10 protein-coding genes and 1 pseudogene are annotated in these 14,659 nt (G+C 60.9%); 2 read left to right on the plus strand and 9 right to left on the minus strand.

Annotated features, from left to right (window positions below; translation table 11 throughout):
- Positions 1 to 550 precede the first annotated feature (550 nt).
- Together AAAX75_RS08195 and ftsH are read right to left on the minus strand one after the other, a co-directional pair.
- Positions 551 to 1,042, minus strand: coding sequence for a DUF523 domain-containing protein (locus AAAX75_RS08195; protein ID WP_349091829.1), 492 nt, complete (start codon positions 1,040 to 1,042; stop codon positions 551 to 553).
- An 81-nt stretch (positions 1,043 to 1,123) separates the two neighbouring features.
- Positions 1,124 to 3,016: an ATP-dependent zinc metalloprotease FtsH gene (gene ftsH / locus AAAX75_RS08200; protein ID WP_349091830.1), complete on the minus strand. Its 1,893-nt coding sequence runs from the start codon at positions 3,014 to 3,016 to the stop codon at positions 1,124 to 1,126.
- Between the two features lie 92 nt (positions 3,017 to 3,108).
- On the opposite strand from ftsH, the pseudogene AAAX75_RS08205 reads away from it, so the two are divergent.
- Positions 3,109 to 3,594 (plus strand): annotated as a pseudogene (locus tag AAAX75_RS08205) (cob(I)yrinic acid a,c-diamide adenosyltransferase).
- A 22-nt stretch (positions 3,595 to 3,616) separates the two neighbouring features.
- On the opposite strand, the gene AAAX75_RS08210 reads toward AAAX75_RS08205, so the two are convergent.
- From AAAX75_RS08210 to thyA, 4 genes are all read right to left on the minus strand, one after another.
- The gene (locus AAAX75_RS08210; RefSeq protein ID WP_349091832.1) at positions 3,617 to 4,966 is read right to left on the minus strand and encodes an MATE family efflux transporter; all 1,350 of its coding nucleotides are present in this window, start codon (positions 4,964 to 4,966) and stop codon (positions 3,617 to 3,619) included.
- 125 nt (positions 4,967 to 5,091) lie between these two features.
- Positions 5,092 to 6,006 carry an RNA methyltransferase gene (locus AAAX75_RS08215; RefSeq protein ID WP_271757842.1) on the minus strand — a complete coding sequence of 305 codons (915 nt, stop codon included), beginning with the start codon at positions 6,004 to 6,006 and terminating at the stop codon, positions 5,092 to 5,094.
- A 109-nt stretch (positions 6,007 to 6,115) separates the two neighbouring features.
- Positions 6,116 to 6,634, minus strand: coding sequence for a dihydrofolate reductase (locus tag AAAX75_RS08220; protein ID WP_349091833.1), 519 nt, complete (start codon positions 6,632 to 6,634; stop codon positions 6,116 to 6,118).
- 9 nt (positions 6,635 to 6,643) lie between these two features.
- Positions 6,644 to 7,492, minus strand: coding sequence for a thymidylate synthase (thyA, locus tag AAAX75_RS08225; RefSeq protein ID WP_138112393.1), 849 nt, complete (start codon positions 7,490 to 7,492; stop codon positions 6,644 to 6,646).
- A gap of 217 nt (positions 7,493 to 7,709) precedes the next feature.
- Between thyA and AAAX75_RS08230 the strand changes: the two genes are divergently transcribed.
- Positions 7,710 to 8,474 (plus strand): DUF134 domain-containing protein, encoded by a 765-nt coding sequence (locus tag AAAX75_RS08230; protein WP_349091834.1) that lies wholly within the window; start codon positions 7,710 to 7,712, stop codon positions 8,472 to 8,474.
- 237 nt (positions 8,475 to 8,711) lie between these two features.
- Here AAAX75_RS08230 and ffh read toward each other — a convergent pair whose 3' ends face one another.
- The 3 genes from ffh to smc are packed head-to-tail and all read right to left on the minus strand — an operon-like array spanning position 8,712 to position 14,651.
- Positions 8,712 to 10,187, minus strand: coding sequence for a signal recognition particle protein (gene ffh, locus AAAX75_RS08235; RefSeq protein ID WP_349091835.1), 1,476 nt, complete (start codon positions 10,185 to 10,187; stop codon positions 8,712 to 8,714).
- Between the two features lie 10 nt (positions 10,188 to 10,197).
- Complete coding sequence (ftsY, locus tag AAAX75_RS08240; RefSeq protein ID WP_195544374.1) at positions 10,198 to 11,115, minus strand: signal recognition particle-docking protein FtsY; 918 nt, start codon at positions 11,113 to 11,115, stop codon at positions 10,198 to 10,200.
- Entirely contained in the window at positions 11,115 to 14,651 is a 3,537-nt protein-coding gene (smc, locus tag AAAX75_RS08245) for a chromosome segregation protein SMC (protein ID WP_349091836.1), read from the minus strand. The genes ftsY and smc overlap by 1 nt, the downstream gene beginning before the upstream one ends.
- Positions 14,652 to 14,659: the final 8 nt, after the last annotated feature.

A 14,659-nucleotide genomic window follows, 5' to 3' on the forward strand; every position in this document is an offset into this window, starting at 1 on the left:
GCCGAGTTCCTCCGATAGGCCTTTGACCGTCATTTCCCCGGACAGGACCACCTTTGCCGCCGAGACCTTGAACTGCCTGTCGTATCGCTTTCTTCTTTGGGTCATCTTGAACACCTTTCGCTCTTAAATAGGTGTCCAATTCATCATACCCACTCCACCAGCGCGGAGCGGAACTCGGCCGGCGTGCGGCCACCGAGCGCATCGCTGCGCCTCTCCGTATTGTATCGGCCGATCCAGCCCCCCCGAGCTCCTCGATGAAGCGGGCGGGGGTCCATTCCGACCAGTCCCTGCCGTGCCAGAACTCCTTCTTGAGCAGGCCGAAGAAGCCCTCCATCGCCGCGTTGTCCGGGCTGCAGCCCTTGGCGGACTGGATTGGCTACACTGATGTGGACAGTTCCGGGAGGGGCGCAAGAGACGGGAGGGCCGTGTACGCGTTCCTGCGCGAGGGCCGCGGGGAGGGACTGCCTGGGTACGGCGCCTGTTAACTCGGTCTACGTCTTTGATGACCGGGTCGTACTCAATATCAACTTCACGGATGATGCCAAAACGGTCACCCGTGAGGAAGTGTTCGGTTCGAGTGCTGTGGACAATGTTCCAACATGCTGGGATCGAACTCACTAGCCGGAATCACGCGGTACCCGTGACGCAGCAGCAGGTCGACGAAAACACCGTTGCCCGCGGTGAGCGTACCGCCGAAGGATCCGTCGTAGATATGGCCCACGCCGCACGACGGACTGCGATCCTGCAAAATGCACGCAGCGATCTCGGACGGGCCGCCCGCCTGCTCGCACATATCGAGCGCACGTTGAGCGCCCAGGCGAAACTCACGATCAACCGAGGCGCCCTCGCAGGTACGGACCTCGCCATTCACAATCTCGGACGGCTTGCGCGGCGTGGGCAGGCCGCCAAAGACCTCGGGGCACACCAACAAGACCTCAGTCCCCGTGCGTTCGCAGGCCTCGACCAACGCGCGATGATAGTTGTCGAGCCCGTTATACTTGCAGCTCTCGCCCATCAAGCAGGCGCTCACCACGATCTTCATTTCCATCCCTCTCAAGCAAAACGCCCCATTTGAGAAAGCTGCTCAAATGGGGCGTCGGCGTTTACTGGCTCGACCGCGGCTTTACTGTTGCTTGGGGATCAGCGGATTCTCGCGCGTGAGGAGGTTCATGAACTCCTCACCCGTGATGGTCTCCTTCTTGTACAGATAACGAGCCAGCTCATGGAGCTTGAACTTGTTCTCCTTGAGGATCTGCAGGGCGCGATCGTGCGCGTCCTCGATCAGCTTAGCGACAATCGCGTCCACACGCTCGGCCGTACCAGGGGCGCAGGTGAGCGACGTGTCCTGATTGAGATACGCGTTCTGCACGGTACCGAGCGCCATCATGCCAAACTCGTCGGACATACCAAAGCGCGTCACCATGTTGCGGGCGAGCTTGGTGGCCTGCTCGATATCGTTGGCGGCGCCGGTCGTCATCTCACCAAAAATGAGCTCCTCGGCCGCACGGCCACCGCAATAGACGGCGAGCTTGTCCAGGACCTCCTGGCGTGTGGTCAGGAAGCGCTCGTCCTCCTCCACCTGCATGGTGTAGCCCAGAGCACCGCTCGTGCGCGGCACGATGGTGATCTTCGTGACCGGCGCAGAGCCCTTCTGGCGGGCGGCAACAATAGCATGGCCGATCTCGTGGTAAGAAACAACCTGCTTCTCGTGGTCGGACAGTACCGTGGACTTACGCTGCTGGCCGGCGATGACGACCTCCACCGACTCCTCAAAATCGTCCTGCGTAGCGCGCTTGCGGCCCTCACGGACGGCACGCAGGGCGCCCTCGTTGATGATATTGGCCAGGTCGGCGCCCGAGGCACCGGGCGTGGCGCGGGCAATCGCGGTCAGGTCGATCGGCGGCTGCGTCTTCACGCTCTTGGCATGCAGCTCAAGAATGTTCTTGCGGCCAGTCAGGTCGGGCAGCTCAACGGGGATACGGCGGTCAAAACGACCGGGGCGCAACAGGGCCGGGTCAAGGCTGTCAGGGCGGTTGGTAGCAGCGAGAACGACAATACCCTTGTGGTTATCGAAGCCGTCCATCTCGGTCAGCAGCTGGTTGAGCGTCTGCTCGCGCTCGTCGTTGCCGCTAAAGCCGCCGCCGTCACGCTTTTTGCCGATGGTATCGATCTCGTCGATAAACACAATGCACGGGGCCTTTTCCTTGGCCTGCTTAAACAGGTCGCGCACCTTGGCGGCGCCACGGCCGACGAACATCTCGACGAACTCAGAACCCGAAATGCTAAAGAACGGAACACCAGCCTCGCCGGCAACAGCCTTGGCTAGCAGGGTCTTACCGGTACCCGGAGAGCCAACAAGGAGAGCACCGCGCGGCAGCTTGGCGCCAATCTCCTCGTAGCGCTGGGGCTTCTCCAGAAAGTCGACGACCTCCTTGAGGGACTCCTTGGCCTCTTCCTGGCCGGCGACATCCTTAAAGGTCACGCCCACGTCCTTGGAGGCGATCACGCGCGCGCCGGACTTGCCCAGTCCACCGCCGCCAAAGCCACCGCCGCCAAAGTTCATCGAAGGACCGTCATCACCCATGGCCTTCTTCATGCGGCGGTTGAGCCACCAGCCGATCAGGAAGAAAATCGCCATGGGAAGGATGAGCGTAAGCAGGTAGTAGGTCATCAAACCCGAGTTTTTATCGGGAACGACCGACTCCAGCGAAGCGCCAGACTCAAGCACGCGATCGGTAAAGCCCGCATCGTTCGGCACACCGGTCGTCTTATAGGCGATGTTCTCGTCCTCGCCCTTCTTGGTGTAATAAATCGAGTAATCGTCCGTGTTGTACTCGACCTTGTCGACACTCTTCTTATCGAGCGCTTTGACAAACGTCGAGTAATCGGTCTTCGTAATCTGCTGCGTGTGACCGATGTTGGGGAACAGAACGGTCGAGAGCACGAGGTAGACGACGAAGGCGATGAGCACGTAGAGGATCATATTCCGTCTACGCTTGTTGTCATCCATCTCCATCTGCTTGAACTCCATCTACTGGGGTTAATAATGCTTTCTAGAATACCCAACCCGGACGGCGATAAACCGACGCCGGGCACGAAAAGACAGAGATGGCATCACTGGAAGTCGGCAAGGTTCAAATCTATGCGGGCGACGGCAAGGGCAAGACGACGGCTGCGCTGGGGCCCGCGCTGCGTGCCACGGGCTATTGACTTAACGTGCTCATGCTTCAGTTTGCCAAGAAGCTGCACTGCGCCGAACATGATGCAGCACCTCGTTTAGGGCTACGCATCGTACAAGCCGCCCGCGACACACCCGAGGCTTGCGCCGCGCAGATCATGGAGCTCGCATGCGAGCAGATATCACAGGTCGACGTTCTGATTTTGGATGAACTCGGCGAGGCCATGCGCCGCGGCTTCGTGACGCGCGAGGATGTCGAAGCGCTGATCGCGATAAAGCCCGCCACCACGGAGCTCGTGCTCACCGGCCGGGGCCTGCTGCCCCTCGCGAACCTCGCCTACCTTGTCACCGAAATGCGCCCCATCAAACACTACTTCGACGAAGGACTCCTAGCCCGCCAAGGCATCGAATACTAGCCATTGGGGACGTCCCGAATGGCTAGGCGGTGGCGCGGCCGAGCCAGTTGCCGCTGTGGTGGTAGATGGTAAACATCGTGGCCGTGATGAGCCAGGTTACGGGGTAGACCAGCAGTAGATGCTCGAGCGACGGATCGAAGGGCATGATCGCAAACACCCAGATCACCCTCAAGACAACGGTGCCAAAGATGGTGAGCATCATAGGCTGCAGACTCACGCCGGCACCGCGAATGGAGCCCGACGCGTTTTCGATAATAGAGAAGATCGCGTAGAACGGCGCGATGAAATGAAGAATCGTCGTGGTGTACGCCGAAATCGAAGCATCGTCGACAAACAAACGCGACAGCGGGCCCGAGAACACCAGGAGCACGGCAGACAGGCCACCAATGAGCATAAACGAAAGCACAAGCGACGTATGGTAACCCTTGCGCATGCGCTCGTAGTTGCGCGCGCCAAAGTTCTGCGCCGAGAACGTAGTGATCGATACGCCGAGCGCCTCGGTCACCATCCAGATAATGCCATCTAAGCGGCCCGAAAGACCCCACGCCGTGGTGACATCGGCACCAAACGAGTTGACCGACACCTGAATCAAAACGTTGGAAATCGAATACGCAGCAGACTGAAAGCCAAGCGGCAGACCACACGAGATCATGCTCTTACAAATGCCAGGATCAATGCCGAGTTTGGACAGCGAAAGCCGCCACGCACCCGGTGCGTGCATCATGCGAATCACGATCATCGTGGCGTTGGAGCAAATGGTCAGCGCCACCGCGATGCCGCAGCCCAGCGCCTCCATATGAAGCACGGCAACAAAGATGACATCCAGCACCGCATTAACAAGGCAGCCGGAAGCGATGATCACAGCAGGCCCGCGCGTGTCGCCCACGGCGCGTAGCAGTGCCGTTCCCATATTGAGCAGCAGCGCCGCAACCATGGCGGCAAAATAGCAACGAGCATAGGCCACGCCCTCGGCCAAAAGTTCATGCGGAGTGTTCATAAGTACCAGCATGGGCTCAACGAACACTATGCCAAGAATCGAGAAAACGATACCGCCCACCAGCGCGAGCGTCATGGCCGTATGGACCGAACGGCTCAGTCGCTCATCATCGTGCTGACCAAAATACTGACCGGTAATGACCGCGCAGCCGGCGCCGACGCCAACGCAAAAGCCAATGCAGAGCTCGGTGAGCACCATCGTAGCTTGAATGCCACCTAGCGCGAGCTTGCCGCCAAACTGACCGACGATATAGGTACCGATAAGCGTGTAGGCCTGCTGAAAAAACGAACTAAAAAAGATGGGAACGCACAGCGACAGCAATTGCTGCCAAATGACTCCTTGCGTTACATCGATAGCCGTAGATTTCTTAGCCACACGCCCTCCCCACACGCATACGTCAATCAGCAAAACAGCAATTTAAAACCAAAGCCAAAACCAGCTTAGCACCGACTGGCGGCGACCGAAACACCCCGAATTAGAGCACGGTGCGGAATAACTGCCTAGTGATACAAACCCGGCTGGTAGTGATACTCATTGCTCACGTGCGGGCATAGCTGCCAAAAGGCGACGGCGCTCGCCGCGGCCACGTTGAGCGAATCGACCCCGTGCGCCATCGGAATACGCACCGCGTGGTCACAGCCGGCAATGGTCTTGGCGCCCAAGCCGGCACCCTCGGTGCCCATAAAAATCGCCAAGCGATCAATCTTCTGCAGCACAGGATCATCAAGCGAAACAGAGTCGTCCGTCAACGCCATAGCGGCACACGAAAAACCGGCATCGTGCAACGCGCTCAGACCATCATGCGGCCACACACGAGCCTCGCTGCCAATGCGCGTCCACGGCACCTGAAACACGGTGCCCATGCTCACGCGGGCCGAGCGACGGTACAGCGGGTCGCAGCACGTCGGGCTGACCAAAATACCGTCAACGTTCAATGCGGCAGCAGAGCGGAAAATCGCGCCAACATTGGTGTGGTCGACAATACCCTCGAGCACGCACACGCGCACCGGACGCTCCCCCGCCGCCTCGACGACGCCACCCAAGAACTCATCAACCGGAATCTGACGCGGGCGACGAAACGCCGCAAGCGCACCGCGCGTCACGTTAAAGCCCGTCAACTGCTCCATGAGCTCCATGGAGGCGACGAACACAGGAACAGGACCCGCGCCCTCGCGCACGACTAGGCGCTCAAACAGCGGCATCATCTGGTCGAGCCAGCGTTCGCCCAAAAGAAAGCTCACCGGCTCGTATCCGGCACGCACCGCGCGCTCAATAACCTTGGCACTCTCGGCGATAAAGATGCCCTTTTGCGGCTCTAGCACGCAGCGCAGCTCACGCTCGGTCAGTCGCACGTAGGCATCGAGCCGCTCGTCCTCGAGCGAATCAATTCGCAGAACCTCAACGGCATCAGTCATAGCAGCCTGCCCGCACCCTTCTTTACAGCACATCTATACCAAACGAGGCGACGCTAAGCGCCGCCCCATACATTCAATCAATCCGATAATACCGTTCACGCCAGGCGATTTACGCCTCAACGCGACGATACGTCACGAACTCATAATCGACACCCTCGTCGCCCTCGCCCGAGGCAATCGTGGCAACACCGCCACGCCACGCAATCTCCCATGCGGGATCGGCGTCCAAATCGGGAAAGTACGTGTCCACGGCATGAGTGCAATGGTTGTGCGTGACCTCGGCCTCGACGCAATACGGCAAAAACTGCCGATAGACATCGCCGCCACCAATCACCCAGGCAACGAGCTCATCGGCAACCGCGGCGAGCGCCTCGTCGATGCTATGGACCACGTCGACGCCCTGGGGCGCAAAATCCTCGTCACGCGTGAGCACGATATTGCGACGATTCTTGAGCGGACGCCCACCGGGAAAACTCAACAGGGTCTTGCGCCCCATAATAACCGGGCAACCTTTGGTGCACGCCACAAAATGGCGCATGTCGGCGCGATTGGACACCACCATGTCGCCCTCGCACCCAATGCCCCAATCCTCACACACGGCGACGATAGCAGATAGCTTACACGTCATGAGCACCACCTACACCGCAATGGGAATGTTCTTGACCTGCGGGCCGTGCTCATAGCCCTCCACAATCAGGTCGTCGGTCGTAAACGCATAGAAATCGTGCACGTCGGGGTTAAGCGTTACCTTAGGCGCCGCAAACTGCGGACGCTCGATAAGTTCGCGGACAATATCGACATGACGGTCGTAGATATGGGCGTCGGCGATCACATGCAGCAGCTCGCCGGGAATCATATCGATCGACTGCGCAACCATCATCAGCAAGATGGCGTACTGACACACATTCCAGTTGTTCGCGGCCAAAATGTCCTGGCTGCGCTGGTTGAGAATCATGTTGAGCGTCGGCTTGTCGTCCTGCGGGCGCTGCGTGACGTTATAGGTCACGCTGTACGCGCACGGATACAGGTGCATCTCGGACAGGTCGCTAAACACATACGTGTTGGTCATGATGCGGCGACTGTACGGTGTGTGCTTAAGATCGTACAGCACTCGGTCCATCTGGTCGAAATCGCCCTCGGCATAATGGCTCTTCTGGCCAATCTGGTACCCGTAGGCCTTGCCGATGGAGCCGGTCTCGTCGGCCCACTCATCCCAAATATGGCTGTTGAGGTCATGGACGTTATTGGACTTCTTTTGATAGATCCACAAAATCTCGTCCATCGCAGACTTAAGCGCCGTGCGGCGCAGGGTGAGCGCAGGGAACTCCTCGCGCAGGTCGTAGCGCGCCGTAACGCCAAAGTTTTTAATGGTATAGGCAGGGGTGCCGTCCTCCCACACCGGACGGACCTTTTGGCCCTCGGTGGTGGTGCCATGGTCCAGAATGTCGCGGCACATGGATACAAACTGTTGATCAGCTTTGCTCATTGACCCTCCTGTCAGTCGCCTATAAGCGATTTTTATTGTAGCCCAGGCGCGCAGTGTCGGATTGGACACTAGGGTAGGCACACGCAATGCACGGTAGCACGGCTCTGCATTCGCAAGCGGAACACCTTTGCCTTTTTCTGACATATGCCAAAAATAGCTTGTACGCTTCCGCATGCGCGCTATCCTATTACTGACATATGTCAGATTTGGAGAGTGTATGGCAGGAAGACGCGAAAAATTGCGCCGTGTTGGGATCATCCCCGAATATCGCGGTTTTACCCCCGATGGCCTGGCGAGCGGAGACGCTATCGATATGACAGTCGACGAGCTCGAGGTCCTGCGCCTATGCGACCTGGAAGGCCTCAATCAGGAGGAAGTCGCCCAGTGCATGGGTATTGCCCGCGCCACGGTGGCGGCAATCTGCAGCCGCGCGCATCGCAAGGTGGCAAACGCGCTGGTCAATGGACGGGCGATCGTCATCGAAGGCGGAAACATCGCGTACTCCCCCATCACCACGACAACGGCCGCATGGCCAGCAAAGGAGGTCGACACCATGAGGGTGGCAACCACGTACGACAACGGCAACATCTTTATGCACTTTGGCCGCAGCGAGCAGTTCAAGATCTACGACATTGAGGACGGCAAGGTGCTCAACGAGCAGGTCGTGGGCACCGGCGGCACCGGTCACGGCGCCCTAGCGGGTCTGCTCGCCAACGGCGGCGTGGACGCGCTCATCTGCGGCGGTATCGGCGGTGGCGCTATCAACGCGCTTGCACAAGCCGGCATCACGGTATACGCAGGTGCCCAGGGCAACTGCGACACTTGCGTCGAGGCACTTATCGCCGGCACGCTCGCACAGAACGGCGAGGCCACCTGCGACTGCCATGGACATGATCACGAGCACATCCACGAGCATGGCGAGTCCTGCGGCTGCCACGGTCACCACGACCATGACGGGCACGAAGGCTGCGGCTGTCACTAGCGGCAAGCACCTCGTCGAGAACGCGCTTCCACGCGTGCGACAACCAGCGAACAACCAGCGAACAACCAGCGAACAAACGGCGAACAAACGGCGAACAAACGGCGAACAAACGGCGAACAAACGGCGAACAAACGGCGAACAAACGGCGAACAAACGGCGAACAAACGGCGAACAAACGGCGAAGGCCGCCTGGAATACCATCCAGGCGGCCTTCGTCATACACGACTCAACTAGTCGTTACTTCTTGTTGCGCATCTGCGCTTCCATCTGGCGCAGCAGGTCCATATCGGACTTGGGGCCGCCCGTTCCCAGGCCACCCATACCGCCCAGACCCATGGCATCTAGGCCGGGAATATTGGGCATGCGCATCTTTTTGCCCTTCTTACCCTTTTTGCCCTTCTTGCCGCCGGCCTGTGCCTGATTGGCCATCGTGCGCATGCGGCCCATCATCTTGTTCATCTCGCCCCACTGCTTCATAAGGCTATTGACCTCGGTGGGGGTCACGCCGGCGCCCTTGGCAATGCGGGCACGGCGCTGGCCATTAATGATGGAGGGACGCAGACGCTCCTCCTTGGTCATCGACATGATAATGGCCTCGTTCTTATCGAAGATGCCCTCGTCCAGGTTGCCACCCATCTGGTTGAGCGCACGCTGGCCGCCGGGGAGCATGCCCAGGATGCCCTTCATGCCGCCCATCTTCTTGACGGCCTTCATCTGGTCGAGCATGTCGTTCATGGTGAAGCCCTCGCGCAGCATTCGCTCGGCAGCCTCAAGCTGCTCGGCGTCGGCCGCCTCCTGGGCCTTCTCGATAATGCCGACAACGTCGCCCATGCCAAGAATGCGCTTGGCCATACGATCGGGATAGAACGGCTCCAGCGAATCGGGCTTCTCGCCCATGCTCACGAACTTGATGGGCTTGCCGGTCACCTGGCGCACGGAAAGCGCGCCGCCGCCACGGGCATCGCCGTCGAGCTTGGAGATGATCACGCCGTCAAAGTCGGTGCGCTCGGCGAAGGTCGAGACGACGTTGACAATATCCTGGCCGGTCATGGCATCGACGACCATCAGCACCTGATCGGGCTTGACGGCCTTCTTGATGTCCACGACCTCCTGCATCATCTGCTCGTCGATCTGCAGACGACCGGCGGTATCGACGATGACCACGTCGCGCAGGTGGTCGACGGCCTCCTGGATGGCGCCCTTGGCGATATCGACCGGGTGCTCGCCGTCACCGCGGAAGACCGGCACGCCGATCTCTCCGCCAAGCGTAGCCAGCTGGTCGGCAGCGGCAGGACGATAGACGTCGCACGCGGCGAGTAGCGGTGAGCGACCCTGCTTCTTGAGCAGATAAGCCAGCTTTACGGCTGCCGTAGTCTTACCGGAGCCCTGCAGGCCCACGAGCATGATGACATTGGGGATGCGGTTGCTAAAGACGAGCTTGCTCTCGGTGGAACCGAGCATCTCGGTGAGCTCGTCGAGCACGATCTTGACGACGTTTTGCGCCGGTGACAGCGACTCCATGACCTCGGCGGTCATGCAGCGCTCCTTGGTCTTGGCGACAAACTCCTTGACGACCTTAAAGTTGACGTCGGCCTCGAGCAACGCCATGCGAATGTCGCGCATGGCAGAGGTGATATCGGCCTCGGTCAGCTTACCCTTGCCGCGCAGGCGGTCAAATGTGTCGTTGAGGCGATCGCTCAGGGAATCAAACACTAGTCACTCCTTAATTGGACTCGCCCACCAGGGCGCGGCAGAAATCTTTGGCATTGAACTCCTGCAGGTCATCGACCTGCTCGCCCACGCCCACGCGCAGGATCGGGAGCTTGAGTTTCTCGGCCACGGCCATGGCGATACCGCCCTTAGCCGTGCCGTCGAGCTTAGTCATGATAATACCGTCCAGGCCCAGCGCCTCGTTAAACTCGAGCGCCTGGTTCAGACCGTTTTGGCCCGTCGCGGCGTCAATCACAAGCACGACCGAAACCGGCATGGGACCGGCGGCCATATTGGCGGCGCGCTTACGGGTCACATTGACCACCTTGGCGAGCTCGCGCATGAGCTCAGGGCTCGTGTGCAGACGGCCGGCGGTATCGATGAGCACCAGGTCACTGCCGCGCTTATCGGCCTCGTCGAGCACGTCATAGCACACGCTCGCCGGATCGGAGCCGCGGTCACGCTTGATAACCGGTACGCCGGCACGCTGCCCCCACACATCGAGCTGCTCGATGGCGGCGGCGCGGAAGGTGTCGGCCGAACCGATCACCACGTTCTTGCCGCGGGCAGCCATGGCGCTCGCGATCTTACCGACCGTCGTGGTCTTGCCGGCACCGTTAATGCCCACAAACAGCACGCAGCTCGGCGTATCGGAAAACGGATCTCGCTCGATGGGCACAAAGTGCTGCTCAAGCTGCTCGGCCAGGGCACGGCGAAGCTGCGGAGCGGTCTTGAGGTTCTTCTTGGCCGCGGCATCGCGCAGGTCATCGGAGACCTTGATAGCGACCTCGGCGCCCATGTCACCCATGACGAGGGTGTCCTCCAGGTCCTCCCAAAAATCCTCGTCGACCTCGCCGCCAAAGTAGAAGACCTCGTTGAGGGCCTCGCGGCTGCGCTCAAGTCCGCGCGAGAGAGCATCGAAGAATCCCATTATGCATTCACGACCTTTCCGGTTTCGCGATCGAGTTTTTGCGAGACGACGCGACTGACGCCGTCGGCTTGCATCGAGACGCCATAGAGGACGTCAGCGTCCTCCATAGTACGGCGCTGATGCGAGATAACCAAGAGCTGCGTATCGGAACGCAACACATCGAGCGCGCCGATGAGCTTGGACAGGTTGGCGTCATCGAGCGCCGCCTCGACCTCGTCCAGCACATAGAACGGCACCGTGCGCGTGCGATACACGGCAAAGAGCAGGGCGAGCGCCGTCAGACTCTTCTCGCCGCCCGACATGAGCATCATCTTGGTGATGCGCTTGCCGCGCGGCTGCGCCACGACCTCGATACCCGTCTCGGCAGGATGCTCGGGATCGGTCATCTCCAGATGAGCCTGGCCGCCCGGGAAGAGCATAGCGAAGATCTCGCGGAAGTTCGCGTCGACCTTCTCAAACGTCACCAGGAACGCCTTGCGCATCTTGCGGTCGATGGCCACCGTGATCTTGGTGAGCGCCTTGCGCGCGCTCTCCAGATCGGCCAGCTGCTCCTCGATGTAGTCGGCGCGGCGCTTGAGCTGCTCGTACTCCTCCATGGCAACTTGGTTAACGGGACCAAGGTTGTTGATCTGGCGCACAAGCTGGTTGAGCTCGCGCTCGGCGGCGTCGCGGTCGGTGGGAGCCGGAAGCATGAGCGCTTCCTCGAGCACCGTGGTGCCATCGGCGGTAATGGCCTTAATGGCGGCCTCTACCTGCACCTCGAGCTTACCACGCGCGACCTTGAACTCGTTTTGCGTGGCGGAGGCGGTATCGACCCGCTCCTTAGCGCGGGCAACCTCCGCCTTGGCATCCTCGATGGTCTTCTTGAGCGAAGCGGAGTCCGCCTCCTCCAGAGAGGCCTGGTCACGCAAGCGCGCTGCCCAATCCGATGCGCGCTCCAGCAGGGCCGAATAGCGCTCGTGCATGGGGTCGACGCGCAGACGCAGCAGCTCGAGTGAGCGCGAGGCCTGGCGTGTTCCGCGGATACGACGGTCGATGCCCTCAAGACGATGCTCCTGGTCGGGCACGCGACCCTTCAGCGAACGCAGGCGCTCGCTCGTCTGGGCTAGGCGAACCTTGGCGTCGGCGAGCTTGCCGGCGGCCTCGGAATCGTCACGGCGAACGCGGTCGAGTTCGTCGTTGGCCTCGGCAATCTGCAAGCTCAGATCGCTTGCCTGCGCGCGGGCCTCGTCACGCGAACGGGTGAGCTCATCAACCCGCGGGCGCGCAGCGCGAACGGCTTCGGAGGCCTGCTCGCGACGCTTGGAGATGCGCACGCGCTCGACCTCGGCATTGTTGGCGCTTTGCTCCAAGCGGCCGATCTCGGAGAGCAGCGAGCGGCGCTCGCCCTCAAGACGGGCGATCTCGCCGGCGGCATCGTCCTCAGCGGCACGCGCTTCCTCAACGGCCGCGTTGGCCTCGACGACCCGATCCGACACATGCTCAAACACAGCGGCCAAATCGGGCTCAAGCCCCTCCAGCTCGCGAATGCGACGCTTACGCTCCAGAGCACCCGACGCCTCGCCGGCATCGAGGCCCACACGCACCAGGCCGCCGCAGGCGACGCGGGCGCCATCGGGGGTCACGTAAGTCACGCCGTCAACGACCGGCGCCGAAAGCGCGGCAGAAAGATCGTCCACGACGTAATAGCCGCCGAGCAGCGCCTCGACGACGGGTCCGTAGCCTGCGCGCACGGACAGACGATCAACCAGACGGGTACCGGAGGCGCCCACAGCGGCGGTAGAGCCGCTCACGCCGCGCGCCACCAGCAGTGCCTCGCCCGAGGCCTTATTTTGGTCCAGAGCCGCACGACCGGCACGCTCAAGCGTGGCGGCGTCATCAAACAAAAGAGCATCGATATCGCCGGCAAGCAGCTGCTCGACCAGGCCTTCGAGCTCACGAGGAGCCTCGAGCACGTCGCCCAGACGACCCGAGACATCGTCGCCCAGCGCGCCCACCAGACGGCTCACGAGCGGCGAGCTGTCGGCCATGCGGGCATCGAGTTTCTTTTGGCTGGAAAGCTCCGAGCGCACCTCGGATAACTTGTTGCGCGCATCGCTCTCGCGGGCACGCAGGTCCTTCAGAGCCGCGCGTGCCGTCTCGGTGGCCTCACGCGCATCGGCCTGGGCCTGGCGCGCTTCCTCAAGAGCACCCTCAAGCTCCTCTGCGCGGTCGCGACGACTCTCGAGCGAGGCCGTGACCTCCTCGAGCTGCTCGTCAATCTGCTCCAGGCGCGAGGCATACATGTTGTCCTCGACCTCGGCATTGCTCAAGGAATCCTTCACCTTGGCGAGTTCGAGCGCGGCGTTATCGGCCACGCGTTGCACATCGCGTTGCTCACGCGTAAGCTGCAAAATCTGATTGTCGAGCGCCACGCGCCGCTCGTGGAGCTCAGCGGCGGCAGGACCAGCGGCGTCAACGTCCTCCTGGGCCTGCATGTGCGCACCGGTCACTTCCTCAAGCTGCGCACGCGCGTCCTCGAGCTCCTCGACCACGCGACGACGCTGATGCTCGGAGCTCGAAATCTGTCCGCGCATATCAGACAGGCGCGACACCATGTTGTGGCCCTTTTCCTCGAGCAGGCGCATGTCGGAGTTAATGCGGCCGACCACATCTTGCATATGACGGCGCTGCTCGCCTAGGTCGCCCACAAACAGGCCCTTTTCCTCGAGCATGACCTGAAGCTTCTCGAGCTCGCGCTCCTTTTCGCCCATGCGGTACTGCGCAAGCTCCAGCTCGGCGGCACCTTCCTTGGAGCGGCTCTCCAGGTCGTTCCACTGCGACTGCAGCGAACGCAGCTCGTCGACAGCCAGCATCTGCGTAAGCTCGTTCGCACGCGAGGACAGCTCTTTGTACTTGCGCGCGCGATCGACCTGACGCTCCAACGGCCGCAGCTGACGGGCGATTTCCTTATTGATGTCGCGGGCACGCGTCAGGTGCTCGTCCATCGACTTAATCTTTTTGAGCGCACGCTCCTTGCGCCGCTTGTGCTTGGAGATACCGGCGGCTTCCTCGATGAGGGCACGGCGCTCCTCGGGGCGGCTCTGCAAAATGGCGTCGAGCTTGCCCTGGCTAATAATGGAATGCGTATCCTTGCCCAAGCCCGAATCGTGCAGGATGTCCTGAATGTCCATCAGGCGGCACGGACTCGAGTTGATGAGGTACTCGCTTTCGCCCGAGCGATACATGCGACGGGTAATGGCGACCTCGTCAAAATCGACAGGCAGCATATGGTCCGAGTTATCGAGCACCAGCGTGACCTCGGCGACACCCACCGGCTTGCGCGCTGACGAGCCCGAGAAGATGACATCCTCCATGGCCTGGCCGCGCAGCTGCTTGGCGCTCTGCTCGCCCAGGACCCACAGAATCGAGTCAGAGATGTTCGATTTTCCCGAGCCGTTGGGACCGACGATGACGGTCAGACCCGGCTCAAACGTCATATGGGCGCGGTCGGCAAACGACTTGAACCCTTTGAGCGTGAGGGACTTGAGATACACGGTTCCTC

The sequence above is a fragment of the Collinsella sp. CLA-ER-H7 genome (genome assembly GCF_040092345.1).
Lineage (GTDB): Bacteria > Actinomycetota > Coriobacteriia > Coriobacteriales > Coriobacteriaceae > Collinsella.

Excerpts from the sequence above, each read along its gene's own strand:
- ftsH (WP_349091830.1), bottom strand. The coding sequence starts at position 3,016 with ATGGAGATGGATGACAACAAGCGTAGACGGAATATGATCCTCTACGTG.
- AAAX75_RS08220 (WP_349091833.1), bottom strand. The coding sequence starts at position 6,634 with ATGACGTGTAAGCTATCTGCTATCGTCGCCGTGTGTGAGGATTGGGGC.
- AAAX75_RS08195 (WP_349091829.1), bottom strand. The coding sequence starts at position 1,042 with ATGAAGATCGTGGTGAGCGCCTGCTTGATGGGCGAGAGCTGCAAGTAT.
- ftsY (WP_195544374.1), bottom strand. The coding sequence starts at position 11,115 with ATGGGATTCTTCGATGCTCTCTCGCGCGGACTTGAGCGCAGCCGCGAG.
- thyA (WP_138112393.1), bottom strand. The coding sequence starts at position 7,492 with ATGAGCAAAGCTGATCAACAGTTTGTATCCATGTGCCGCGACATTCTG.
- AAAX75_RS08215 (WP_271757842.1), bottom strand. The coding sequence starts at position 6,006 with ATGACTGATGCCGTTGAGGTTCTGCGAATTGATTCGCTCGAGGACGAG.
- AAAX75_RS08230 (WP_349091834.1), top strand. The coding sequence starts at position 7,710 with ATGGCAGGAAGACGCGAAAAATTGCGCCGTGTTGGGATCATCCCCGAA.